This is a genomic window from Variovorax sp. dw_954, assembly GCF_018449755.1.
Lineage (GTDB): Bacteria > Pseudomonadota > Gammaproteobacteria > Burkholderiales > Burkholderiaceae_C > Variovorax.
In genome coordinates this window covers 579562-603630 of record NZ_JAAVVD010000002.1, presented here as the reverse complement: position 1 = coordinate 603630, position 24069 = coordinate 579562, and the positions used below count along the sequence as shown (strand labels likewise).

General features: G+C 63.5%; 17 protein-coding genes. 6 read left to right on the top strand and 11 right to left on the bottom strand.

The features are described 5' to 3' along the window. Positions 1-2 precede the first annotated feature (2 nt). The 3 genes from HB681_RS05885 to HB681_RS05875 form a co-directional block, all read right to left on the bottom strand. On the bottom strand, positions 3-1016 hold the full coding sequence (locus tag HB681_RS05885; protein WP_213953829.1) for a sugar ABC transporter substrate-binding protein: 1014 nt from the start codon (positions 1014-1016) through the stop codon (positions 3-5). A 61-nt stretch (positions 1017-1077) separates the two neighbouring features. Continuing rightward, a complete protein-coding gene (locus tag HB681_RS05880; protein WP_256734824.1) occupies positions 1078-2058 on the bottom strand; it encodes an ABC transporter permease in 981 nt (326 codons plus the stop codon). Positions 2059-2214: 156 nt separating this feature from the next. After that, positions 2215-3771 (bottom strand): long-chain-fatty-acid--CoA ligase, encoded by a 1557-nt coding sequence (locus HB681_RS05875; RefSeq protein WP_213953827.1) that lies wholly within the window; start codon positions 3769-3771, stop codon positions 2215-2217. Between the two features lie 31 nt (positions 3772-3802). Here HB681_RS05875 and HB681_RS05870 point away from each other — a divergent pair, with 31 nt between their 5' ends. Then, positions 3803-4375, top strand: coding sequence for a hypothetical protein (locus HB681_RS05870; protein ID WP_213953826.1), 573 nt, complete (start codon positions 3803-3805; stop codon positions 4373-4375). A gap of 198 nt (positions 4376-4573) precedes the next feature. Here HB681_RS05870 and HB681_RS05865 read toward each other — a convergent pair whose 3' ends face one another. After that, a complete protein-coding gene (locus tag HB681_RS05865) occupies positions 4574-5800 on the bottom strand; it encodes a PQQ-dependent sugar dehydrogenase (RefSeq protein WP_213953825.1) in 1227 nt (408 codons plus the stop codon). A gap of 392 nt (positions 5801-6192) precedes the next feature. On the opposite strand from HB681_RS05865, the gene HB681_RS05860 reads away from it, so the two are divergent. Next, positions 6193-7680 (top strand): DUF1254 domain-containing protein, encoded by a 1488-nt coding sequence (locus HB681_RS05860; protein ID WP_213953824.1) that lies wholly within the window; start codon positions 6193-6195, stop codon positions 7678-7680. A 96-nt stretch (positions 7681-7776) separates the two neighbouring features. On the opposite strand, the gene HB681_RS05855 is transcribed toward HB681_RS05860, so the two are convergent. From HB681_RS05855 to HB681_RS05830, 6 genes are all read right to left on the bottom strand, one after another. Then, a complete protein-coding gene (locus tag HB681_RS05855; RefSeq protein ID WP_213953823.1) occupies positions 7777-9123 on the bottom strand; it encodes a DUF1214 domain-containing protein in 1347 nt (448 codons plus the stop codon). 40 nt (positions 9124-9163) lie between these two features. Continuing rightward, positions 9164-10405, bottom strand: coding sequence for a DUF1254 domain-containing protein (locus HB681_RS05850; RefSeq protein ID WP_213953822.1), 1242 nt, complete (start codon positions 10403-10405; stop codon positions 9164-9166). 144 nt (positions 10406-10549) lie between these two features. After that, positions 10550-10966, bottom strand: a complete 417-nt coding sequence (locus tag HB681_RS05845; protein WP_256734823.1) for a response regulator — start codon at positions 10964-10966, stop codon at positions 10550-10552. Between the two features lie 50 nt (positions 10967-11016). Then, positions 11017-14028 carry an AAA family ATPase gene (locus HB681_RS05840; protein WP_213953821.1) on the bottom strand — a complete coding sequence of 1004 codons (3012 nt, stop codon included), beginning with the start codon at positions 14026-14028 and terminating at the stop codon, positions 11017-11019. Positions 14029-14238: 210 nt separating this feature from the next. Further along, positions 14239-14589: a VOC family protein gene (locus tag HB681_RS05835; protein ID WP_213953820.1), complete on the bottom strand. Its 351-nt coding sequence runs from the start codon at positions 14587-14589 to the stop codon at positions 14239-14241. 152 nt (positions 14590-14741) lie between these two features. Next, positions 14742-15041: a response regulator gene (locus tag HB681_RS05830; RefSeq protein WP_345944629.1), complete on the bottom strand. Its 300-nt coding sequence runs from the start codon at positions 15039-15041 to the stop codon at positions 14742-14744. Positions 15042-15306: 265 nt separating this feature from the next. Here HB681_RS05830 and HB681_RS05825 point away from each other — a divergent pair, with 265 nt between their 5' ends. The 4 genes from HB681_RS05825 (at position 15307) to HB681_RS05810 (ending at position 21825) form a co-directional block, all read left to right on the top strand. After that, positions 15307-18015 carry a type VI secretion system Vgr family protein gene (locus HB681_RS05825; protein ID WP_213953819.1) on the top strand — a complete coding sequence of 903 codons (2709 nt, stop codon included), beginning with the start codon at positions 15307-15309 and terminating at the stop codon, positions 18013-18015. Positions 18016-18039: 24 nt separating this feature from the next. Beyond that, on the top strand, positions 18040-19752 hold the full coding sequence (locus HB681_RS05820; protein WP_213953818.1) for a hypothetical protein: 1713 nt from the start codon (positions 18040-18042) through the stop codon (positions 19750-19752). Positions 19753-19871: 119 nt separating this feature from the next. Further along, a complete protein-coding gene (locus HB681_RS05815; RefSeq protein ID WP_213953817.1) occupies positions 19872-21137 on the top strand; it encodes a T6SS immunity protein Tli4 family protein in 1266 nt (421 codons plus the stop codon). 184 nt (positions 21138-21321) lie between these two features. Continuing rightward, a complete protein-coding gene (locus tag HB681_RS05810; protein ID WP_213953816.1) occupies positions 21322-21825 on the top strand; it encodes a pentapeptide repeat-containing protein in 504 nt (167 codons plus the stop codon). A 44-nt stretch (positions 21826-21869) separates the two neighbouring features. Here HB681_RS05810 and HB681_RS05805 read toward each other — a convergent pair whose 3' ends face one another. After that, positions 21870-24068, bottom strand: coding sequence for a response regulator (locus HB681_RS05805; RefSeq protein ID WP_213953815.1), 2199 nt, complete (start codon positions 24066-24068; stop codon positions 21870-21872). Between the last annotated feature and the right edge of the window lies 1 nt (position 24069).

The window sequence follows — 24069 nt, the reverse complement described above, 5'->3', positions numbered from 1 at the left end:
GTTCACTTGCTGGCGGTCAGCTTCCAGCAGGTGCCGTCGGCGCTGGCGTTGTCCTTGGTGATCGGGATCAGCGTGGTGTAGATGTTCTGCTTGGCCACGCCCGGCTTCATGCCGCCTTGCACCAGCCACTTGATCATCGCGGCCATGTTGCTGGCCTGCGTGGGCACGTCATAGCTCAGGTCGTAGTCGATGGCGCCGGCCTTCACCTGGTCGCAGGCGCCCTTCTGCTCGCCGCCGCCCGAGGTGGCCAGGAACACCTTGCCGGTCAGGCCCGCCTCCTTGATGGCCGCGGCCGTGCCGATGTCCATGCCGTCCCAGAAGCCGACGATGCCGCAGAGGTCCGGGTTCTGCTTGAGCACCGTTTGCGTGAGCGCCTTGGCCTTGGCCGCGTCCCAGTCGGCGGCCTGGTTGGACACCACCTTGACGTCGGCGTTCTTCGCCAGCACGTTCTCCACGCCCTTGAGCGTGTACGCGCTCGCAGCGGCGGTCGGCGCGCCCTGCACGATCGCGATCTTGTTCGACTTGCCCTTGCAGGCATTGACCACCGCCGTGGTGGTGCGCTCGCCGATGTCGACCCAGTCGGCCCCGACGAAGGCGGTCGACGCCTGCGCCGAGCGCATGTTGATCTGCACCACGTAGATGCCCTCGGACTCGGCCTTGGAGATCAGCTTGGCGTAGGTGGCGACGTCGGGGTTGTGGATGACGATGACGGCCGGCTTCTCCGCGATGAGCGCGGTGAAGGCCTGCGCGCCGGCGTTGGTGTTCCAGTTCGGGTCGCGCACGACCACCTTCATGCCCGAAGGCTCCAGTTCCTTCTTCAGCCCGTTGAACCAGCCCTGCGAGAGGTCGAAGCCCATGGCCACCGGAATGAAGCCGACCGTCTTGCCGTCGAGCGCCTTCTTGTAGCCCTCGCGGAACGGCTCGTCCAGGCCCTTGCCCTGCGCCAACGCCTGCTGCGCGCCCGCCAGGCCCAGTGTCAGAAAGGCTGCGATAGCCAAGCTCTTGCCGAGATACATGAGAGTCTCCTTCGTTCGTCTACTTGGCGCCAATGGAGGCCTGGCGTGTGGCACTTGAAATCTAGATGTCGCCCTGCTGGGCGGTCTCCTCGTTGCGCGGATTGAAGACCGAGTCCACGAGGATCGCGACGAGCAGCACCACGCCCTTGACGATGTTCTGCACCGAATACGACACGTCCAGGATGGTCATGCCATTGAGCATGGTGCCGATGAGCAGCGTGCCGATGATCACGTTGAGCACGCCGCCGCGCCCGCCACTGAGGCCGATGCCGCCCAGCACCACCACCAGCACCACGTCGTAGATCATGGTCGAGTTGAAGATGCGCGTGGGCATGCTGTTGACCGACGCGGCCATCACGATGCCGGCGAACACGCCGATCAGCGCCGCCATCACGTACTGCAGCACCATGATCGGCCGCGTGGGCAGTCCGGCCGCGCGCGCACCGAAGGGGTTGTCGCCGATGGCGTAGATGAAGGCGCCCGCGCGCAGCCGTTTCAGGAACAGCGCCAGCGCCGCGGCGGCAATGCCGAACATCACCACCGGCATCGGCACGCCGGCGAAGGTGCCGCGGCCCATCCAGGCGATCCCGTCGAGTTCGGCCGGCCACTGCACCACTTCGAGCTGGAAGAAGAAGGCCTGGCCGCAGCCCGCCAGGAAGAGCCCGGAGGCCAGCGTGGTAAACAGCGAGGGCACTTCCGCATACGCGATGAGCCAGCCGTTGACCAGCCCGAACAGCAGCGACAGCCCGATGGCCACCGCGCAGGCCGCCGCCATCGGCATGCCGTTCTGCACCAGTTGCAGCAGCAGGCCCGAGGGCACCGCCAGCGCCGCGATCATCGAGATGTCGATGCCGCGCCCGATCACCACCACCGACATGCCGAGCCCGAGGATGCCGAGGATGGCCACGTTCTGCAGCAGCGTGAGCAGGTTGTCCAGCTGCGCAAAGCCCCGCAGGAACAGCGCGAAGCCGGCGAACATGATCACGAACAGGACGAAGACGATGCCCTGTTGCGAGACGTGGAACTTCTTCAATCTCTGCATCCTGTTCGGGCCGTCATCGCGTGCAGTGCATGGCGCACGCTGCGCGGCATTGCCTCGCCTTGCCTACCGCAGCGAGTCTCAGTCCTCACAGGCGCGGGCTGCATCCTGATTTGCCCTTAGGGGGAGCCACTGCACCGCGAAAGGGCGATGCGTGGGCTACGCGACCTGGCGCGCGCGCCCTTCCCAATAGGGCTTGCGCAGGTCCTTCTTCAGCACCTTGCCTGTGGGGTTGCGCGGCAGTGCGTCGACGACGTCGAAGGACTTGGGGCACTTGAAGGACGCCAGGCGCTCGCGGCACCAGGCCATCATCTGCTGCGTGTCGATGGTGGCGCCGGCCCGCGCGACGATGACGGCCTTGGGCACCTCGCCCCACTTCTCGTCCGGCACGCCGATCACGGCCACGTCTTCGATCAAGGGGTGCTCCACCATGACCCGCTCGATCTCCGCGGGATAGATGTTCTCGCCGCCGCTGATGATCATGTCCTTGATGCGGTCGGTGACGTAGATGTAGCCGTCCGCATCGAAGTGGCCGCCGTCGCCCGAGCGCAGCCAGCCATCCGGCGTGATCGCCGCGGTGGTGGCCTCGGGCTTGCCCCAGTAGCCGCCCATGACCTGTTCGCTGCGCACCCAGATCTCGCCCGGCTCACCCGCAGGCACCGGCTCGCCGGTGACCGGATCGCAGACCTTGATCTCGACGCCGTGGATCGGCTTGCCCGCCGATACCAGCCGATGCGCCACCGCCGGGTCCGCATGGTCCGGCGCGCCGAGCACGCTCACGACGCCGCATTGCTCGGTCATGCCGTAGACCTGCTGCATCACGCCGGGGAAGATCTCGAGGGTCGCGCGCATCACCGGCAGCGGCATGGGAGAAGCGCCATAGGACAAGGTCTTGAGGGCGGAGTAGTCACGCCCGGCAGCGCCCGGCACCTTGACCATCATGGCCAGCAGCGCAGGCACGAGGAAGGTGTGCGTGATCTTCTCGCGCTCCAGCATCTCCAGCACCGCCGCCGGGTCCGGCATGCGCACCATGAAGATGTGCGCGCCCTGGCTCAGTGCCGCGAGCGAATAGCTGGTGCCGCCCACATGGAACAGCGGCATCGCGACCTGCACGGCCGAATCGGGGTTGATCGACTGGTCGACGCAGACGTTGTGCGCGTGCGCGACCATCCCGCGGTGGGTGAGCATCGCACCCTTGGGAAAGCCGGTGGTGCCCGACGTATAGAGCTGGACGAAGCAGTCGCCGGGCGCCGACGGGTGGACCGCGGCATCGGGCGCCTGCGCCGCCAGCCACGCCTCGTACTCGTCGCCGGGGCCGCCGATGCGGATCACGCGCTCGACGCTCGGCAGCTTGTCGCGCAACTGCTCGACGGCGGCGGCAAACTCCGGCCCGACGAAGAGGATGCGTGCCCGCGCATCGTTGATCACGAAGGCGATCTCGGGCGGAGCCAGCCGGAAGTTGACGACGGCATTGGCCGTGCCGATCTGGGCGCAGGCCAGCGTGAGTTCGAGGCACGAGGGATGGTTGAGATCCAGCACGGCGACGCGGTCCCCGGGCACGAGCCCGGCGGCGCGCTGGGCCGCCGCGTTGCGCCGCACGCGCGTGGCCAGTTGGCCCCAAGTCCAACTCGACGCGCCGAAGGTGATGGCCACGGTATCGGGTTGCTCTGCCTCCCATTTGGCGAGGATGGCTGTGAAGTCTGTCGGCTTGGACATGGTGGTTCCGGTCTCCTGGATATTGATTTGATTGTTCTGGCGCGAAGCCTGCGCCGCCTGGAATCGTAGGGCTTGTTCCAGCCCCGGCAACGCCACCGCGCTACTGGAGCACGCTGCCCCCCATGCCCGGCACCCACGCGACCAGCGCGAGCTTCAGCAGCACGCGTCCATCGCGGTCTGGGCCGTGGTCACGATGTTGCGCAAGCGCGCTGCCCACGCTCGAGAGTGCCAGTGTGGCGGAGATCAGACGGATTGCACCTGCAATTCGCGCGTTGCGCTGACATCAACAACGACAGGCAAGGCGCAAGGTCGATCAATGAAGCGAATAGATGATTCCCCAGCGGACCTCGAGACACTGACAGACAAGGACCTCATTGCGTCAACCCGGCACTGGCAGGCCCGGCGTTGCGAGCGAACGCCCGATGCCGAGCGGATGGTCTGGCTGTACGAGGACGAAATGAACAGACGTTTTGGTGGCGTCACGACGGTCAAATCGCCTCTGAGCAGCGATGAGCAACGCGAGGCGAGGCCTTGGTGGCGCTTTTGGCAAACATCTCATCAGGTTGCTTCGATCGAGACAGCAGATGAAAAACACGAGCTTTGAACACCATGGGCATCAGGTCATAACTGACGCGTGGCAAAGCGGAGATCGGTGGAGCTGGTCGTATCGGATCGACGACCGGGAGCCCGTCAACCTTGCGGAGTCGGGCTCGCGGTCCAGGCGACAGGCGTTTCACGAGGCAAGGCATGAAGCCATCGCCGCAATCACGGCGCTGCACGCCGGGCTGTAGCTACATACGGGTCATTTCGGCGTGAGCCGATACAAGCCGCCGTCGTGGTCATCCTCGATCAACCACAGCGCGCCATCCGGCGCCTGCTCGACGTCGCGGACGCGGAATCCGACCGTCCAGTGCTCGGCCGGCGTCGCGATCGCGCCGTGCACCTCGATCCGGTGCAGGGCACGGCTGACGAGGCCGGGCGCGAACGCTGAGCCCTTCCACTGCGGAAACATCGCGCCGCTGTAGAACATCAGGTTGCCGGGCGCGAGGACGGGCGTCCAGTAGATCGCGGGCTTGGCGAGGTCGGGGCGCGTGTCGGGGTTCGCAATGGGCACGCCGTCGTAGTTCACTGCATAGGAGACGAGCGGCCAACCGTAGTTCTTGCCCGGCTCGATCAGGTTGAGTTCGTCGCCGCCGCGCGGCCCATGCTCGAGTTCCCAAAGGCGGCCATCCGGCGCGAACGCGAGGCCGTAGGGCGTGCGATGCCCCGAGGTCCATGTCTCGGACGGCGTCAGATTGGGGCCGTCGAAAACATGGGTGCGCACGACGGGCGCAGTCTTGGCGGCCTCCGTGTCTCGTGGCGGATCGATCACCGGGACCGATGGTGCGCCGGTCTTGCCCTCCATGGGGTTGCCTCGTGCGGGCTTGCCGTCCAGGGTCAGTCGCAGGATCTTGCCGGCCGGTTGGTTCGGGTCTTGGGCGGGGGTGAATCGCTGCCGATCGCCAGCCGTGAGGAAGAGAAATTTCTGGTCAGGCGAAAAGGCCACGGCAGCGCCGACCTGGCCCCCCTTGCCCTTGATCGGGTCGCGCCAGACCACCTTCAGGTCCTCCAGCGAGGCAGTGCCGGCGCCGATCTTGAGCGTCGCCCGGGCGAGCGCCAGGCTTGAGGTGCCCCAGTCCTGTCCGGGTTCCGAATAGGTCAGGTAGATCGCCCCATCGCTCGAATAGGACGGGGCCAGGTAGACGCCGAGCAGGCCGTTCTGCCTTTCGTACAGCACCGGCGGCACGCCAGTGACTTCGAGCTTCTGTCCGGATTGGCTCGCCAGGAAGAGCTTGCCGATCTTCTCGGTGATCAGCATGCGTCCGTCCGGCAGGAAGGCGATGCGCCATGGCAGGTCGAACTGCGCGACCTTCGTGAGCTTGAACGGAGGCGATGGGTCGGGGGGCAGAGTTCCGGCGTTGATCTGCGCAACCACTGGCGTGGCACCGAGGAGCAACCAGGGGATGAGTCCGAACTTCGGGAGTTGCATGCTTCGCTCGTCAGTGGGTGGTCCGAACAGTATCCGGCGACAGTGAAAGCAGTGCCTGGCGCCGGGCCATCGGCACCACGAGCGCCGAGCCTCGCTTTCCAATCAAAGCCGCGCTCCTCGACCCCGCCCTCCGGCATTCGAGCGTAGTTCCGAGTCCCTCGATGCGGCGAGTCGTGGACACGACTCGGGCTTCGATCCTGCTGGCTTGATCCACCTTTGCAATGCGTCGCGCGTCACTTGCGTCATCTCGAACTGCACTGCGGTGGGTCCTTCGCCCTTGGAGCGTTCACATCGCTTCATCCGTTGGCCGTTGATCCGCTTGCCTGCACCAATGGGCAATGCCCACGCCCAAGTGATCTGTCTACAGTGGAATCTTGAGCGGAGGTACTGTCATGCCCACTCGGAAGTCTTCTGTCCTGCTCGCTGCCGCCTCACTTGCTGGCGGCGTGGCTGATTCGACATCGGTCGGCGGCCAGCAAGTCGAGCCTCATGGCTGGCTCGGCACGGAGACTTTGAAGAGCCGATCCGGGAATTTCGAGTTCAAGAACGGCTACCCCGAGGGCGATACCGCCCAGCGCCTCCTTGACCTGCAGACCCTCAATCGGGCCACCGAGGTTTACCTCACCCAATTGATGCCGGTCAGCGAAGTGGCCTTGCGAGAAGGGCTTCGTGCCTTCGGCGCGACAAAGCCGGCGCAGGTGGTCGTTTGGGAAAAGCTCATGGGGCCACAGACAGTCCTCCTGACCGCCAACACCGAGACCGTCTACGGCATCTCCCACCTCGCACTCGGGGCGGATGGGCCCACGGTGGTAGAGGCGCCTGCGCACATGCTCGGCTTCCTGCAGGATGGGCTACAGCGGTATCTCGCGGACATTGGACCGCTGGGGCCGGACGAGGGGAAAGGCGGCAAGTTTCTTGTCCTGCCGCCGGGTTTCAAGGGAGCTGTGCCAAAGGGCTATTTCGTCGTCCGTTCGCCCACCTACTCGGTGACGTTCGCGGTACGCGGCTTCCAGGCAGAAGGCAAGACGGATCAAGCCGTCAGCCTCATGAAGCAGATCAAGGTGTATCCGCTCGCGGCTGCGAAGACCCCTCCCGAGATGGAATTCCTGAATGGCTCCGGCAAGGACATCGACACCTTGTTTCCCGATAACTTCCGCTTCTTTGAGTTGCTCTCCGTGATCGTGAACGAGGAACCACTCGAGAGCTTCGGCCCGCTGGAACGCTCCATGATGCAGTCCATCGGCATCGAGAAGGGGAAGCCTTTCAAGCCGGACGACAGGATGAAGGCGCTCCTGTCCGAAGCTGCGCGGCTGGGTGGCGCCATGGCCCGGGCCAATACGTATGCAACCGGCTCACCGTACTACCCCGACCGCAAGTGGCAAGGCATCCCGGACGGCATGACCTACACGTTCTCGCGTGATGGAGCGCCGCAGATCGACGCGAGGAACAACGTTTACTACATGGCCGCTGGCAACTCGCCCGCCATGATGGAAAAGAATGTCGGCCAAGGTTCGCAGTACCTCTGGACATACCGGGATGCGGACGGGCGCTTCCTCGATGGCGCCAAGAGTTATCAGCTTCATGTCCTACCCCGGATTCCAGCCGGCAATTTCTGGTCGGTCGTTGTGTACGACTCACTGAGCAGGTCGGAATTGCAGAACGGAGAGCCACTCCCTTCGGTCAGCAGCTATACCAGGCCCGAAGTCAATCCTGACGGCTCCATCGACATCTACTTCGGGCCGAGCGCGCCCACGAAGGCGAAGAACTGGATCAAGACTGTTGCCGGCAAGGGATGGTTTCCGATCTTCCGCTTCTATGGGCCATCTCAAGCCTATTTCGACAAGACGTGGAAGCTGGAGGACATCGTGGCAACCCCGTAGCCAACGAACAGCCGCTTCGAGCCCTGAACTGCCCTACCCATCGGCGACATTTGCGCCTCCGAGCAGTCACTCGCGCCATGTCCCGACGCAATCAAATCAAGCTTGCTTCATGATCGGCGGAAGACGATAGGACCCATCCAGCACCGACGTCATGGGCCCGTAGAGGCGCATGGTGACATTGAACGGGCCTGCAGGGGCCGGGAGCCAGTTGGACGTGTCGTCGGGCTTCGCGCTCTGAATGACGATGCGCAAGGAACTGTCGGCCGCTTGCTTCAGCCCATCGGTCGTGCTGCCGATGCTGCAGCGCCCGAATTCGTTCTCGACGAACAGCATGTCGGCGCCGTACATCGCCAGGTTCCAGAAGACCGACACAGGGGGCTGCTGGCCCTTTGCGAAGTGCAGGACATAACTGTTCGCGCCATCCAGAGGGGCGCCATGCGCATCGACGGCGCAATTCGGGTAGATGACCTGGTCCGACAACTGCGCGCCAAGTTCGTACCTGGCGAGCGCCGCCCGAAGCGCGAGGTCGTGCCCGGCGCGGCCGCCTGAGAACGTGTACTTCCAGCCATTCGTCGTCTCCCCGGTCGAGGCCCACGCCGCATCCACGATCTGCTCGCCCGAACTGACCGCTCGCGCAAGGCCCCGCTTCACCGGCTCGCCGAGCTCGGCCCATTCAAAGCCACGCGGGGTGCTCAGTCCGATTTTCTGAAAGCTGTTGACCAGGGTATCGCTGTTGCCCGTTGTCGCGGGCAGCCAGGACTTCATCCAGTGTCCGAGCTGCTCGAAGAAGCGAAGACCCTCCGGTGCATCAGCGGAGGGAAGCTGGGGCAATGCGTAGATGGAACTCTCCTGCGGCCGAAAGGCGAGGCCTTGCTTCAGGTACGCCGATAAGGGCATCAGCTGGAAGCCCTTCTGGGCCTCGACGGCCGCTGGCAAGTCTGCGTCGCCGTTCACGAAGACGCGCAGCCCGGCGGCGGCCCAGCGGGTGCGTGAGCGCAATTGCGTCATCTCTCCCGGGATTGCGCCACTGAAGTCCGGCCCCGTCACCAGATACACGCCAGGCTGCTGCCCCTTGATGCCGCCGATGTTGTGGAAGATCTCGTCGTAGTGGTCGCCGAGCTGCACGATGTACCAGCGATCATCTGCCAGCCTGGGTACGAAGATGACCGCGGGCTCGTCGCGCAGATCGCAAACCCCGTAACCGTCGATCGTGACGTTGTTCGGCGTCACGATGAAGCGGTCTTTGGCGGTCTTCAGCGCCGGATATTTGTGAAAGCTGTTCAGTGCGACAGCTCGGGCCTTCACACCGCCGACCGAGGTCTTCCCGTACTCCACGAAGGGCACGCCCCACAGGTAAGCCTGAACGCCAAGCGTGTACGCGGCCTCTTCGGTCGCCCAGTCCGCAGGCCTTCCGGTCTTCGTGGCGGTGGTCGTCTGTTCCATGATTTTTTCGCTCCTTTGAACTTGCGTCCGTCCGACCTATTCAACCGATCCTTTCGATGTCCGGCAGCACCCAGGTCTTGTCGAACAGCGGCTTCCCGGGACCGTAGAAGCGGAACAGCGCCTCGAAACGGCCGTTGGCATCGGCCGGAATCCAGTTCGATGCCTTGCCGTCGGGCGCCTTCGGCGAGAAGTACACATCGACCGAGCCATCGGGATGTGTCTGCAAACCAGGTGACTGCGAGGAACGGCTGGCGCAGGGCATGTCGCGAATGAGCGCGTGCGTTGCGAAGTCATAGAGGACTGCAGACCAGTATTGGCGGACGGGAGGATTGGGCGGCACACGCAGACGATAGGTGCCGCCGCCATCGAGCGGATTGCCATCGCTGTCGCGGCTGACGAACAGGTAGAACTGTCCCGCACCGAGGTGCTTGACCATGCTGTACGCAAAGTAAAAGAGCGTTCCCCGGCCGTCCGTCGGATAGACATCGGCTTTGGTGAATCCGGTCTGCACGGAATCCATCAGCGTCTTGTCGGCGGGCAGGAACCATCGCTTGCCCTCGTTGTGCGGCTCGTAGGTGGTCTCGTAGCGCAGGTCGAACAGCGCCAGCGCCTCCTGTGCGGCGGATTCGAGCAGTCCGGTCGTGGCCGCATCGGGCTTGAACGGCTTGCCCTGTTCGATGCCGAGCGACCTCAGCGGATCGATCATGGCGCGATCGCGTTCGATCCACGGCTCAGCCTGGACCATGCGATCGAGAGACTCGAAGAACCGCGTGTCGTAAGGAATGACCCCGGAGACCACGACGTCGATGGCGTCGATGAGCGCGGTCTCGGGAGGGCGTGATGCAGCAGAAAGCGGATAAAGCTTGATGCGCTTGCCGTAGGCGACCGCCTTGGCAATATCTTCGTCCGTGCGGCTCTTCAGTATCGAGCGCAGGAGGGCGTAGCCCTGGAAGGTGGCCGACGCCAGCGGCGGGAAGCCCTCAGGAACCGGCTCCTTGTATCCCGGCGGCAGGATCAGGTACTTGCCGCCCTTGCCGGCATCCAGACCGGCCGGGCCGACGTCTTCAAGGGCTACCTGCCAGCTGTCCATGATCGTGCCGGTGATCGAACCGTCATCACCCGCGGGCGGGATTTCGAGCACCATCGGACCCGTGCCGTGGGTACTGAAAAAGGGCATGAAGTAGATCGTGTCGGGGTTGGGCGTCAGGAACTGGTTCTTCCAGTCCGCCAGGCGCGACCAGTACAGGATCTGGTTCACCGCGCCCTTGGCATCGCGGACCATCGACTGGAACATCAAGTCGTAGTTCACCGCAGGAATGCCCCAGATGACGGCCTCCACGGCGCGGCGATGGATGGTGCGGTGCTTCAACTCCGCTGGACCGATGGGGCTGCCTGCGCCAGGTTGAACACTCATTCGAAGTTGCTCCTACGCTGATGCGAACGCCCACGCTCGCGGCGTCCGATCTTCAGGCCGGCCATCTCGTGGCGTCAAGCCGTGCGTTTTCGGCGGCGAAAGCGCGGATCGGACCCAAGAACCGACACCGCAACCCAAAGCACCCGCCCGCGCCCGCCATGCGTCGATGCGAGCCAGCATCAACGTCGTATCCGCCGGCTTGACGAAGTGCTTGTTGAAACCCGCATCGACCGCGGCCTGCCGGTCGCTGAGTTGGCCGTAGCCGGTCAGCGCGATGAGCAGGGTGTTCTTGCCCTCCGGCCGCAGCCGGATGCGCCGCGCCACCTCGTAACCCTCAAGCACTGGCAGCCCGATGTCGAGGATGACGACGTGTGGCTTGAGCCGCCCGCAACTGCGCCACGGACAAGATCCGTGCGACGAATAGCCCAACTGACCCAGTCGACCGACAGCGGCCTCGAAATTACAGAAGAACGGTCGCGTTACCTTGGAGGGGCGGCCGGCCCAGGGAGCGTCGGAGCAACCGCCGGTGCCGCAATTTCAGACCGAGCACCGATCAGGGCTGACGGGCCGGGAGCCGCACCAGCGGCGGTTGGCACGCTCGTTTGACCCCCATTTGCATTCGCCACGGGATCTCGAATACCGTCATTTATCCCGAAGGTTTCTTTTGCCCTTTGATAATATTTCGATAAACCATCAAGTCGAAGGAGTCCTCCACTGACTCGCCTCTGAATTGTTGAAATATCACCAACATCTGCAAATTTATTCAACCCTTTCTCTTCCCAGAAATCTGCGCCAATCAGAATAGCCACCTCGGGCGTGCTCATTAATTCCGGATTCGAAATAAAGTCCATGTCCAGAAGTTTTCCGAAGCGCGCATAGTTGTAGCGCCCCGTAATCAACACTACGCCCCTGCCTTTGAATCGCTGACCGTCACCCGGCTGTGTGTTACCCAAGGATTTATTCATCTCGTATTTCAGCTGGAAGGCATTCGGCCCCCAAATCTCCTCCAGGACTCGCAGCTCCGCCGATTCGTGAGCAATGATCGCGAGAAATGCGGCCTGGCGCAGTGGCGTATTGATTCCGAATTCGTGCATCACAACTTGCAGGTATGGAAGATATACCTCCGCCTTCTGCTCTGGCAGGCTCGGCATGATATGTCGCAGATTCTCCAATCGCAGCTCGCGGAATTCCTGGCCTTGATCTTCCTTCCGGGCGCGAATGAGGGAACCTTTCCCCACCAGCAGCAGAACGGCCTGGAGTCTTTCCGTTTTTGCAAGCGCATCCTTTCGTGCCTGGATCGCCCAGGAAGCCGTAGCACTTGCGGCAACGGCGAGCATGGCAAAAATCACCACGACGGCGAGCAGCTGTCGCCGCTGACGGCGCGCCTGGGCCCGTGCCGCAGTAGTGGACGCCTCGATGTAGCCGACGACCGTCCCGTCCAGTTCATCCCGGCGCCGTTGCAGCAGATCCTCGGCTTCGGCCAGCGGCAAGCCGGTGGGCAGCAAACGGCTGGTGCGGTCGGCTCCCTGCGCGTTCTGCCATAGTGACGCGGCCTCCTTCAGGCGATCCCGCGTCTGCAGATCGGCACGATCGTGCAGGAGTTGTTCCTTCGCGCGATTCCAATGCGTCAGCAGTGCCTCATGCGTCACCCGCAGCTGCTGTCCTTCCTCCTCGTCGCCCCAGACCAACAGCAGCCGCGCCTTGGGCGCCAGAAAGGCGTCCACCAACTGCCGCGGCGGGCTGCCGGGGACGAAATCCTTCAGCGGAACAACCCGCGCCGTCACTGCGCCCCGGGAGCCCTGGCCCGTTGTCGCCAGTGCCCGCAGGACCTGCGGCAGAGCGGACTGGACCTCGACCGGAAGCTGGGCAAATTCTTCTTCAGCGCGGCGGCCCAGGGCACCCTCCAGGCCGCCCATTTCATCGTAAGCGGCGAAGGTCAGCTCATCCCTCGCGGTGCGGCGTTGCCAAAGCTGGTCCAGGGTGAATTCGAGCAGGGGAAGGGCCGACGGCGCCCGGGCCGCTGCCTGGCAGAGTTCGTCGTCGAGGCCCAGGCCGCGTGCCCGATCGAACTCGAAGCGCAACCCGGCTTCACGAGCCGGCTGGCGGACGATCTGGCCGATTTCCGCGGGCGTTGGGAGCGTCAAGAGATAACGCGCCTCGCCGGCGGCGAGTTGGGCCAGGGCCGGCACACTGTCCAACCGGTCGAAGAAGTCGCTGCGCATGGTCGCCACGACCCAGACCAGGCCCGATTTCGCCAGCCCCTCAAGCGCCGCAACAAAGGCAATCTTGTCCAGAGGGGGCAGCCCGTCCAGCGTGAACAGTTCCTCCAGCTGGTCGATCACGAGCAGCAGTCGCGCCTCGGCGCGCTCGGTGAGTCGCTCTGTTTTCCCGACGGCCGTCAGGCCCTGCAGGATAGGCTGCCTCGCCTGGTTGGGGGCTTCCCGCAGCAGCTTCGCCAGCGTGGCCGGGTCGTACTGCAGGTCCGCCAGTTCGGGCAGGGCAGTAGCGCTGAGGATCGCAGTGGCGAGATGGCTTAGCAAGTCGCCCCGGGCATCGGCCGGACGCAACACTGCGTGGCGGCACACGGCGACCTGGCCAATCATGCCGGGCAGTTTGAGGTCCGGCAGCAATCCCGCCTTGACCAGGGACGACTTGCCGCTGCCACTGGCGCCAAAAACCAGGACGAAGGCGCAACCGGCATCCGCCTGGCGTGCCAGGCGTTCTCGTATTTCGTTGCGCGCCCGAGTCCGGCCGAAGAACACCTGGGCATGCTCCAGCTCGAAGGACTCCAGGCCCCGGTAGGGACTGCCCTGATGCCATCGAATGCCGCCCTCCACCGACGCACCTTCGGCCAGGTTCAGCCGCCTTTCCAGGAGCTCCCGCAAATGCGTCTCCAGGGTTTCCTCGAAGTCGGCCGTGTCGACGAAACTGCTGTAGGCAAGCTTGAAGGATTTGGAAGCCGCGTCCACGAACCATCGCTGGATGAAATCCAGGACCCGCTTCTTCTGGTCGAGCTGTTGGAGCAATGCGGTTTCGTCCTCCAGCGAACCCTTGACCTCGGCGGTTTTCAGGTAGAACAGCAGTTCGGGTTCGCCGCCCTGCCGTGCTGCCGCGAAGGCATCCTCGAACTCCCATTCGGTCCCGGTGACGGGGCGGCCGGTGATGGCCCCCAGGAACTTGTCGGTCGGCAACGGCACGCCGAGCCGGGACCACAGAATCACGACCACGATGTTCGTCTCGCGAGGCGGCGTAATCGAGTCCTGGAAATGTCCTGTGGCTACGAGCGGCTCCCATTCCCACAGCACCGGTTCCACCCGGAAGTGATGCCCGAACTCGCGATCCAGCTTTTCGATCAGGCGTTTCGTGTTCAGCCGCTCCGGGCGAACGTCGCTGGGGGAGGATATGAAAATCCTGATATTTCGCCGTGCGATACCGGCTTGCTCGCTGGCGGGAACGTCGGAGCCGGGCTTCGCATCGGGGTCGGGGGACATGCTGTTGAGGTGTCGGTCAATCGATACCGAAGATGGAATTTCGTGGGCATTCTCGAAACTCAAGCCGAACCGTCGTTTGCAAACAGTTTCTCCACGCTGTTAGTCATAGTCAATGGATTTCGTGTCGAGTGCCCTGGGAACTGCATCACGTTCAGTGTCTGCGCCTAGGCCGAATCTCGTCGGGGAGGGATGCCTCCGGACGGCGCTCAATCAGGTGTGCGCAAGGATATTGACCAGCTTCCCGAATGGGTCGCGAACGAAGAACCGGCGGACTCCCCAGGGTTCGTCAGCAGGTCCGTATTCGATGGAGAAGCCGGCAGCCCTCATGCGTTCGAGCGCAGCGTTCACATCATCCACTTCAATCGACAGGTCCGGCACCGGAGTGCCGGAGCCACCTTCCGCGGCGAAGCTCACCTGAACGGCCATCTCGGTCGGAGAGCCATAGGTCTGAATCCAGCCGTGGTCCATCAAAAGCTCGAGGCCAAGGACGTCCTGATAGAACGCCCGGGCCCGGGAGGGGTCATGCGCCTCGAAATTGGCGACTATCCGTTTGACTTGCAACTTGCTTCCTTTCGCGCTTGTGGACGGCGCTGCTGCGCTTGAACCGGACGATGGGCTCAATTGACCGATTGTGCGAGAGCGGTAGGCGCTCTCAGGAATCCCAGGAACCAACAGCGCGTCAACATGGGATCGCCGGACGGCTGCACACCTCCTCAACCCGAAGCACCCGCCCGCGCCCGCCATGCGTCGATGCAAGCCAGCATCAACGTCGTATCCGCCGGCTTGACGAAGTGCTTGTCGAATCCCGCATCGACCGCGGCTTGCCGGTCGCTGAGCTGGCCGTAGCCGGTCAGCGCGATGAGCAGGATGCCTCGGCCCTCGGCCAGCAGCCGGATGCGCCGCGCCACCTCATAACATTCGAGCACCGGCAGCCCGATGTCGAGGATGACGACGTGCGGCTTGAACGCGGCCAGTTCGGCCAGCGCCTGCTGGCCGTCGCGCGCCACGCGCACCTCGTGCCCGTCCAGCTTGGCGCGATGGCAACGGCCGCGTCAAGCGTAGAACAAGGCGGCGCGCCGCAGACAGTGCTGTAGCACGGCAAGGCGATCCAACGCAGTTATGCGTTTGATCGCGAAGTCGTATTCGGCCGCGGCCCGGACGTCGGCGCGCGACTGCAGCAAAAGTCACTATTCATGCCAGGTAGCCGCGCGCGCGAACTGACTGGCATCGCTTAGACTCGCCCTGTTTTTCACAACAAAGAAGCACAGGGAGTAGCCCATGAATCGCTCGATTCAGGCGGAGTTGCGCGAGCTCATCGCGGCCGAAGCGTTGTCCCAATCACGGCGCGCCTTGCGGCTGAAGGTGGGCCGCAACAACATCATTGGTGCCGACCTGCTGCTGCAGCGCATCGATGTGCAGGAAGCCCTCAACGACGGCATCGCGGCGCGGCTGACCTGCCTCAGTGTCAATGCCAACCTGCCTCTGAAATCCTTCATCGGCCAATCGGTCGAAGTCCAGATCGTCACCGATCAGGGTGCTCTCCGGCGCATCTGCGCCATCGTCACCGGCGCCAAGGCAGGCCAGTCGGATGGCAGTTTGACCGTCTACGAACTCGAAGCACGCGACGCGCTCAGCGTGCTGGAACGACGAATCAACAGCCGCATTTTTCGGGACAAGAGCGATCTCGACATCGTCGAAGTCCTGCTCGGCGAATGGCGCCAGCGCAGCTCCGCCTTGGCCGCATGCTTCAACCATGTCACCCGCGTCTCCCGGCCAGAAGACTACCCGCCTCGCGCGTTCGTCCATCAGTTCAACGAGTCCGATGCGGCCTTCCTGCGGCGCCTGCTCAAGCGCTCCGGCATCTCCTGGTTCTTCCGCGCCGGCGCCGATGACGGCCAGATCCCGCAGCACGAGATGGTGCTCTTCGACCACACCTCCCGCCTCGAATCGTACGCGGGCGGGCCGTTGCGCTACCACGGCGACCGCGCCACCGAACGCCGCGACGCCATCACCCGCATCGTGCATGAGCAGACGCTGGTCGCTGGTGCCGTCGAGCGCCTGACAAGGGACTACAAGGCAGCACGCATCGACCTGTCGAGCGACCGCAATGGCGTCGACCAAGGCGACGAAGGCGCCGCACTCGCAGCCCTCCTGCTCGACGTCCAGGTCGACACCCCGCATGCAGGCGACGACTGGGCGGACATGGGTCGCCGCACCCGCCGGCGCATGGGCCACCACGAATTCGAAGCACAGTGCCTGCGCGGAGAAAGCGGCGTGCGCGATCTCGCCGTGGGCGAATGCATCCAGCTCATCGGCCACCCCCGCATCGACACGCTGCCAGACCATGAGCGCGAATTCGTCGTGCTGGAAGTGACGCACCGCGCCGAGAACAACCTGCCAAAGGAACTCGACGCCCAAGTCCACCTGCTGACGGGCCACGGCGAACACACCCTCGACGACGACAAGCGCTACAAGAACGCCTTCAGGCTCGTGCGACGCGACACGCCGATCGCGCCGAAGTGGAACCCGGCGCTCGATCTGCCGCAGATTCACCCGCTGACCGCCATCGTCGTCGGGCCTGAAGGCGAAGAGGTCTTCACCGACGAACTTGGCCGCGTGAAGATCCAGTTCCAGGGCTACAAACCGCAAGACCACGAACACGCCCAAGGCGCTGGCACCAACGGCAATGGCAGCGACAGCGCGTGGGTGCGCTTCGTCATGGCGCTGGCGGGGAATCGATTCGGCGCCAACTTCATTCCGCGCATCGGCATGGAGGTGTACATCGACTTCGAGGGCGGGGACCCCGACAAGCCCGTCGTCGTCGGCATCGTCCACAACGGCCGCAACATGCCTGCGGAATGGAGCAACGTGGGCGAGTTGCCGGGCAACCGCTATGTCTCAGGCATCAAGACGCGCGAGATTCGAGGCTCGGGCTACAACCAACTGCGATACGACGACACGCCGGGGCAGATCAGCATCCAGTGGAGCTCGTCGTACGCCGCCACGCAGCTCAACGGCGGTTGGCTGACGCAGCCCCGCAGCGATGGGAAGGGCGAGCCGCGTGGCGAAGGGCTGGAAGCGCGCAGCGATGCGCAGGTGGCGGTTCGCGGTGGCAAAGGCGTTTATGTCACCGCGCAACCGCAATCCCGCGCTGGCGGCAACATGCTGGAGCGGCAGGCGTTGCTCGGCCTGGCGGAGCGACTACAGGGCATCGTCAAGACCTTGGGCGAACTGTCCAGCACCCATCACGCCGATGACACCGACACGGCGCGCATCGAGAAGATCGTCACGCAACTGAAGAACTGGGACGGCGGCAGCAACGTCAACGAGCAAGGCCGGGGCGGCGGCGCGCCGATGGTGGCAATCGACGCGCCGGCAGGCATTGCGGTGACCAGCCAGGATGCCTTGCTGCTTGGCGCGCAGAGCCACATCGATACGGTCAGTGCGGGCAACACGCAGGTCAGCGCCGGCCGCAAGCTGTTGATGCGCGCAGCCGACATCTTCAGCGCTTTCGCGCACAAGGGAATGAAGCTTGTGACGGCGGAAGGCGACCTGCAGATCGAGGCGCACAAGGACGATGTGAAGGTCATCGCGGCCAAGCGAATCATGCTCATCGCGGGCGAGGAATTCATCGTCCAGTCGCCCAGGATCACCCATGTCGCTCAGGGCGTGCAAGTCGACTACGCCAGCGGCCGCATCGTGGAGCAAAGCCAGAGCCTGCACCACATCATGTCGCCGGACTTCAGCATCGGTGGGGCGGGTGTGGGAAGTCCGCAAGCCCCCTCGAAATTCGATGCTCCAACGCATGACCAGTACGTAGTCTTGACCGATGCCAACACGGGCGAGCCACTGAAAAATCAGCGCTATCGGATCACCGTTGAGGACGGCTCGGTCGTCGAAGGAAGGACGGACGGCCAAGGCAAGACCCAAACCATCCAGTCCCAGATTGCATTCGCTCGCTACACAGTCGAAGCACTCCGAGACTGACTCGCTACTTAAAACACAACTTCAATGGCTACAGGCTACCAACTCCCCACCCGGCCCGAGGCAAAGCAAGGGCGCGAATCTGAGGGCTTTCTGACTCCGACACAGGAGAAACGCGGCCAAGTCATGGCGGTGCCCCCAAAGCGCGTCATACCCATCGTTTTCCTGCCTGGAATCATGGGCTCCAACCTGCGAATGAGCAAGGAGCGACAGGAGACGTTGAAGAAGAAGAACAACATCGCCTGGCGTCCTGAAAGAAAAGCGGAAGCCGCTGCTCTGATCGGCGCTGACCTCGAAACGAGACAACTCCAACTCGATCCGTTGTCAACGGAGGTGGACATCTATGACCCCGAGACAAATCCCACGGGCGACAAGGAAAAAAGCGCAGACCAGCGGCACGACAACGCCAAGGCGACCTTCAAGCTGAACGTTGGAATCGACACTCCACTGCTGATGGAAGATCCACCCACTGCTCAGCCCCGCAAGACCAAAGAGAGAAAGGCCCGCGAGCGCGGCTGGGGTGAGATCTACTTCGGCAGCTATCGCGAGCTGCTAGAGATGTGCGAGGAGCGACTCAATGCCATCTACTCGAGCGGCAATCTGGACCCATGGTGGAAAGACAACCTACTGGGCGTGTCTCCAGTCAAATGGCAGGCGAATCCGCAGCCAGCGTTGCAACCGCTGACCGACGATGACCTAAAGAAGATCGCCAAGGATTGCTGGTATCCGGTGCACGCAATGGGGTACAACTGGCTGCAATCGAACCAAGACTCGGGCTTGAAGTTGGCCTCACGCATTGCGGCGTTGGTCGAACGATACAACAAGGAATGGGGCTTCGAGTGCAAGAAGGTCATCTTGGTGACCCACAGCATGGGCGGCTTGGCCGCAAGGGCAGTGATCCATCCTGAGATTGGTGGACTTCAGGGTCAAATCTTGGGCGTTGTGCATGGCGTGATGCCGGCCATTGGTGCAGGCGCGGCCTACAAACGCATGCGCTGCGGATTCGAGGACAGTCCGGTCAGCATTGTTCCGAAGGTGCTCGGCAACGAGGGTTCGGAAGTGACCGTGGTCTTGGGCAACGCGCCTGGAGGTTTGGAACTTCTGCCGAGCCAAGCGTATGGCAATGAGTGGTTGCACATTCGGTGCGGTAGCCAGCCCAGCATCGATCTGCCCAAGCACGGCGATCCCTACGAGGAAATCTACAAACTGCGCAACGAATGGTATGGGCTGCTGCGTGAGCAATGGTTGAATCCAGCGAACGTTCGATTTGCAGGAGTCGATCGCACGCACGGCTATCTTGACGATGCCAAGACGTTTCATAACCGGATTGCCAACACCTATCACCCGCAGAGCTACGCCCACTACGGGGCAGATGACGCGCACCGGGCGTGGCATCACGTTGTGTGGCAGGTCGATTCGCGCTCGACTGTGCCAAACGTTTCCGCCCTTCGGATTCATTTTGACGGAGAGATGGGAGAGATGGGCATGAAGGCTGAAGGTGCGAGTACGCGCGTCGGCCATCGCACAACCGAGATCGTCCCGGTGAAACTCGTGCCGGCATCCGATCCAGGCGACCAGACTGTGCCGGCGCATTCAGCCGATCATCAGTTGCGAAGCGGTGTTTTCAAAGGCATCTTTCGTCAGACAGGCTACGAACATCAGGACAGCTACAAGGACGCAGGCGCCCTGCATTCGACTCTCTACAGCCTGGTGCGCATCGCGCAATCGATGGATTGGTGATGCGCGCAGCCATGAAACAAGTTTCCCCGTCTGCTTGGTTGCATCTCATTACCGCGTCAATCCTGACGCTATTCATATGTGCTTGCCAGCGCCTTCCCGAATCTTTCAACCCGCCCAACATGACCGCTCTTTCCACACGTCTGCAACCCTTGTTCGAGAAAACCAAGACCGCGTGCTTCGGTCGATTTGCAATTGATGTGCCGGAGACCGCAACGGTCGTGTTTGGCGAGTCGCAGGTGCCTTTCAATACGGACCGGGTTGAGGGAGAGGGAAGGAACTTGGCAGAATGGGTTCGCAAAGCGGAAGGGAAACTTCGGGCCAGCAAGCGCGTACCAACTACGAGTGGATTGACCCTCTTTGAAAAAACTATTGACGGCGAACTCCCGGGTCAAAAAATCGTCATTGGATACCAGAGTTCATCTGGCTCGATTTACACCATTAGCTCTTTCATAGCAGCAGGCGACGACCTCTTCGTTCAATCTTCCACCGCGGGCGTCGAACCTAATGCGCCGGGCAGTGACTGGACCCTTGCGAAGGAATTGGTCACCCTGAACAAATTCGCACGGCGGTTGATCCCAAGACTCAACGACGAAATTCCCGCAGAACCCGGCGTCTGCATAGACGGCGGATTCATTGCCGATGCATCTGGTCTCTCCCACGAGACGATTCCGATCGGCATTCGTTTCAACGAATTCTCTGATGTGCACCTATCGATCAAAGTCACCAAGAAGGACGTGCTCGTTCCCTCCGACGCTATCGATCCACGCCTCGAGAAGGCGAAGCGCAATGCCGAAGAGTCGGGAATGGAAGATTGGTATTCGAGCATTAAATTTCTCCGGCGCGGTGAGCGGCAGATCGAAGGCTGGAATGGCTTCGAGGTGCTTGCCCGCGTCCCTGTTCAAGGGAATGCGTCGGAGAACCACGAATTCAAATTCAAGAGCCAGGGTGAGCCCAACAACGCGCTCAAGCCGGTGCTCGACGTGCAATTGGATACAGGCGTCAAGGGCAATGTCACCGCAAGCCAGAAACCCAGCCTGACCGATGAAGAGGCCGTCGCGTTGTGGGACAAGCTCACCAGTTCCATCCGTGTCAGGCCAGTGAGCAGCACCGCCAAGAAAACAAGCGACGCCAATCCGCGGCGCCCCTTGGGCGAACTCGCTGCGACTGGCCGCACCTGCCCCCAAACCGGAATCTGGCAGTGCGACGACGAAGGCAATATCCAGAACGGCAGGCGCCGGCACTTCAAGGCGGGCGAGGTCATGCCCGGCATCGTGCGTGCGGGGGAGCAAAGTTTCCTGCAAAAACTGAAGGGTGAGCAAGCGACCTACCGCACCGGAACTGTGTGGAAGTTGGTGGACTACGAAGAAGGCGGAGGCACTTCGTGATCCGCATGGCCGCGGCCGATGCCCCCGCATCGGCTTTACGAGGTTGGGTGTCTTCGCATGCGCGCATGCAGACGGCGAACCCGAGATCGAGATGAAGTATCGCAATATGCGCTGCGTCACCGGTGCCGACGGTGTGGTGACGAGCTAGGCCCCGACGCGCAATGATGCCCAAACGCAGCAAACCATGAGTTCCCAAACCATCATCCTCAATCACGACAAGTGGCGAAAAGGTATCGGGGGTGCGCCGGCAGGCCTCGCGGGTCAAGCCGACAGCAATGCCTACGCTGGCCTGGACCTGAATCTGGCGGTATTCGCCAGCAGCACATTCATGGGCAGCAGCTTTACTGCCACGACATTCCATCAAGGCCAATGGAATGCCTGCACATTCACCGGCGCAAGTTTCACCGCGTGTGACTTCGAGGGCATCACGATGGCGGGGTGCACGTTCAACCAGTGCACCTTCAGCCAGAGCCAACTGACGCGATCCACTCTGAACGACTGCACCTTCGAGTCCTGCGAGCTGAATACGGTCACGCTCGATGCCGGCCAGTGGTCAGGCGTAAGGCTGTTGAACTGTTTTGGCACGGAGCTTGCGGGCCACGACCTCCGCGGCGAACACGTGAAGTGGGAGGGCAGCCATTTCAGGAACATCCGGCTGGTCAACGCGCGAATCAATCTCTCCATGTAGGGAGAGCCCGGTGTGCACCCGGCCTTGCGCGCCCTCGCTTCGCCTCAACGCAACGCGCCCGCCCGAGCCCGCCATGCGTCGATGCAAGCCAGCATCAGCGTCGTATCCGCCGGCTTGACGAAGTGCTTGTCGAAACCCGCATCGACCGCGGCTTGCCGGTCGCTGAGTTGGCCGTAGCCGGTCAGCGCGATGAGCAGAATGCCTTGGCCCTCCGGCAGCAGCCGGATGCGCCGCGCCACCTCATAACCATCGAGCACCGGCAACCCGATGTCGAGGACGACGACCTGCGGCTTGAACGCGGCCAGTTCGGCCAGGGCCTCCTGCCCGTCGCGCGCCACGCGCACCTCATGCCCGTCCAGCTCCAGCACGGCAGCGATGGCGACGGCCGCATCGTGGTTGTCGTCCACCACCAAGATGCGCTCCACCTCGCGGCGCGCAGGCGTGGCCGACACCGCGCCCAAGATGTCAGGCGCCTTGTCCCGCATCACATCGGGCAGGCGCACCTTGAACTCGGAACCCTTGTCGAAGCCGGCGCTGATGACCTCGATGTCTCCGCCATGCAACTGCGCCAGCCTGCGCGCAAGCGTGAGCCCGACGCCCAGGCCGCCTTGCGAGCGGTCCAGCCCGCGCTTGCCCTGCGCGAACAGGTCGAAGATCCGCGGCAGCAGTTCCGGGTCGATGCCCATGCCCTGGTCGACCACCGACACGACAACGTCCTCGCCCTCGACGTGCGAGCGCAGCACGATGGCGGTGCCCTCCGGGCTGTACTTGGACGCGTTGTGCAGCAGGTTGGCCACCACCTGCGTCAGCCGCGCCACGTCGCCCTGCAGCCAGACCGGGTGCGCCGGCAGTTCCACGACGAGTGACTGCCGGCGGCTCTCCACGAGCCCGTGCACCGTCTCCACGCCTTGCGAAATCACCGCATTGAGGTCCAGCCGCTCGCGCTTCAGGACGATCTTGCCCTGGCTGATGCGCGTGACGTCGAGCAGTTCCTCGATCAGCCGCGTGATCTGCCGAAGCTGCCGGTTGGCGATGTCGATGGCCCAGTCCACCTTGGGATGCGGGGCGGCCGTGCGGCGCACCACTTCCACCGCCATCTGGATCGGCGCCAGCGGGTTGCGCAGCTCGTGCGACATCATCGCGAGGAACTCGTCCTTGCGGCGGTTCGACTCCTGCAGTTCCTCCTGAGCCGCCATGCGCTCGTGCACCTCGCGCTGCAGCACGCCGTAGAGCCGCACGTTCTCGAAGGCGCTGGCCGCACGCGCGGCGATCTCCTCCAGCAGCATGGTCAGGTGCGCCTTCCAGGCGCTCTCGTCATCCGGCGCGATCAGGATGGCGCCCAGCACACGTTCGCCCACGCGCAGCGGCACGGCGATGAACGTATCCAGCGTTGCCAGCCGGCGCGCATGGATCAACTCCAACGCCGGCGAGCCGGCGGCAGACTCGCGCAAGGCGGTCCGGACCACGCGGCGTTCGCGCGAGACGATCGCGTCGGCCAGCGTGTCGCGCAGCAGCGGGTCGAGGTCGGCCTCGGGTTGCCGCGAGGTGTAGACACGACCTTCGGAGGCCGACGCGACCAAGGCCCCGGACTGGCCGAAGTCGGGGTCGGTCAGTTGCACCACGGCAAAGGAGGCCAACTCGGGTATCAGCAACTCGGCGCACTGGTTCATCGCCACCTCGGCCTGCAGCGAGCCGCTGAGCATGCGGCTGGCCCGCGCCAGGAAGGCGGAACACCTGTCGTTCTCCTCGGCGATGCGCCGTGCGGCTTCGGCCGCCAGCACTGCGGCCTTGCTGTCGGCCTGGCGGCGGATCTGGCGCGTCATGAGGTAGAGCGAGACGAACACGCCGACCTTGCTGCGCAGGATCTCCGGCACCACCGGCGAGAGGATGTAGTCGACGGCGCCCAGCGAATAGCCCCGCGCTGTCTGCACCTCGTCGGCATACGAGGTGATGAAGATGATCGGCGTGTGGGCCGAGCGGCGGTGCTTGCGGATCAGCGCCGCCGTCTCGAAGCCGTCGATCTCCGGCATGTTGACGTCCAGCAGGATCACCGCGAACTCGCGCTTCAGGATCTCGCGAAGCGCCGCCGCGCCCGACTGCACCGGCACGAGGTTCTGGCCCAGTTCCTCCAGCACGGTCTGGAACACCAGCAGTTTCTCGGGCAGGTCGTCCACGATCAGGATGTCGGCCTTCTCCTGGCCGCTCGAGCCCACCAGTGCGTCTTCCATCGGGATGTCGCTCATG

Bases quoted from the DNA above. Each gene is read 5' to 3' on its own strand.
- HB681_RS05850 (WP_213953822.1), bottom strand. From the start codon at position 10,405: ATGGTCCGCGATGCCAAGGGCGCGGTGAACCAGATCCTGTACTGGTCG.
- HB681_RS05805 (WP_213953815.1), bottom strand. From the start codon at position 24,068: ATGAGCGACATCCCGATGGAAGACGCACTGGTGGGCTCGAGCGGCCAG.
- HB681_RS05880 (WP_256734824.1), bottom strand. From the start codon at position 2,058: ATGCAGAGATTGAAGAAGTTCCACGTCTCGCAACAGGGCATCGTCTTC.
- HB681_RS05875 (WP_213953827.1), bottom strand. From the start codon at position 3,771: ATGTCCAAGCCGACAGACTTCACAGCCATCCTCGCCAAATGGGAGGCA.
- HB681_RS05815 (WP_213953817.1), top strand. From the start codon at position 19,872: ATGACCGCTCTTTCCACACGTCTGCAACCCTTGTTCGAGAAAACCAAG.
- HB681_RS05855 (WP_213953823.1), bottom strand. From the start codon at position 9,123: ATGGAACAGACGACCACCGCCACGAAGACCGGAAGGCCTGCGGACTGG.
- HB681_RS05865 (WP_213953825.1), bottom strand. From the start codon at position 5,800: ATGCAACTCCCGAAGTTCGGACTCATCCCCTGGTTGCTCCTCGGTGCC.
- HB681_RS05825 (WP_213953819.1), top strand. From the start codon at position 15,307: ATGAATCGCTCGATTCAGGCGGAGTTGCGCGAGCTCATCGCGGCCGAA.
- HB681_RS05860 (WP_213953824.1), top strand. From the start codon at position 6,193: ATGCCCACTCGGAAGTCTTCTGTCCTGCTCGCTGCCGCCTCACTTGCT.
- HB681_RS05820 (WP_213953818.1), top strand. From the start codon at position 18,040: ATGGCTACAGGCTACCAACTCCCCACCCGGCCCGAGGCAAAGCAAGGG.
- HB681_RS05840 (WP_213953821.1), bottom strand. From the start codon at position 14,028: ATGTCCCCCGACCCCGATGCGAAGCCCGGCTCCGACGTTCCCGCCAGC.
- HB681_RS05810 (WP_213953816.1), top strand. From the start codon at position 21,322: ATGAGTTCCCAAACCATCATCCTCAATCACGACAAGTGGCGAAAAGGT.
- HB681_RS05885 (WP_213953829.1), bottom strand. From the start codon at position 1,016: ATGTATCTCGGCAAGAGCTTGGCTATCGCAGCCTTTCTGACACTGGGC.